Source organism: Vibrio sp. D173a (assembly GCF_030248475.1).
Window position 1 is genome coordinate 1 of sequence record NZ_JAHGAH010000728.1, and the last position, 1,036, is coordinate 1,036.

Genomic DNA, 1,036 nt, shown 5'->3' on the forward strand with positions numbered 1-1,036 from the left:
CGCGTGTGTCATCACGACTCGGACCTGTGCGCCACGTTCGATCAAGCGGCGAGTCAGTTCTGCACATTTATACGCTGCAATACCACCACTGATACCGAGCAGGATCTTCTTACCAGCCAAGCCTTGTTGCTCAGTTGGGGTCTGTTGATTAACCGATGTTTGCATGATTTTGTTCCTTAAATTTTCTGGGACTTACGATAGCAGAACAGAAGTTGAGTGCCTAGTTAGGGAACTGGCTGAGATTTGATGCTCATCAAACTGACGCTATCAAACATATCAATTACACGGTTATGTTAAGGATGCTGTTGAATATTAAAGGGATAAACGATCTCTATTGTGAAAGGGATTAATCTAGAGGTTTGATCTGCTTGAGAGTGTTAGTACATGCTTTTGAATCGGTTACCCAGCGAGTCGATGCCTCGCGAAAAGCTTATCCAACGAGGCCCAGAGGCGCTTTCTGACGCAGAACTGCTGGCTATCTTCCTGAGAACGGGGACTCAAGGTATGAATGTACTGGAGCTAGCCGATAAGTTGCTTCAAGACTTTGGCTCCTTAAGAAAGCTGTTCTCAGCCACTGAAGAAGAATTTTGTCAGCACAAAGGGATGGGACAGGCCAAGTATGTTCAATTGCAAGCGGTGCTAGAGATGACGCAGCGCTATCTTGCCGAGACACTGAACCGAGGCGATGCTCTAACGAGCCCGACTCACACAAAACTCTATCTTTCGAGTGTTTTAAGGGATCGCCAACGCGAAGCCTTCTATATCCTATTTTTAGACAATCAGAACCGAGTGATTAAAGATGAGGTGATGTTTGAAGGCACCATTGACGCTGCGTCTGTTTACCCCAGAGAAGTCGTCAAACGGGCTCTGTTTCACAACGCTGCTGCGCTGATATTAGCTCATAATCACCCTTCTGGTGTCGCAGAGCCTAGCCAAGCAGACAGAAGAATCACGCGCAGATTAACCGATGCGCTGGCGCTGGTGGACATTAGGGTACTTGACCATTTTGTGGTTGGCGACGGTGAAGTGGTCTCTT

General features: G+C 47.5%; 2 protein-coding genes. One reads left to right on the forward strand and one right to left on the reverse strand.

Going from position 1 to position 1,036, the window contains the following annotated elements:
- Positions 1-165, reverse strand: a 165-nt coding sequence (locus tag KIV40_RS28840) for a flavoprotein (RefSeq protein WP_285352650.1), incomplete at its 3' end; no start/stop codon positions are given.
- 219 nt (positions 166-384) lie between these two features.
- Here KIV40_RS28840 and radC point away from each other — a divergent pair.
- Positions 385-1,036: DNA repair protein RadC (gene radC, locus KIV40_RS28845; RefSeq protein ID WP_285352649.1), on the forward strand; the 652-nt coding region annotated here is incomplete at its 3' end.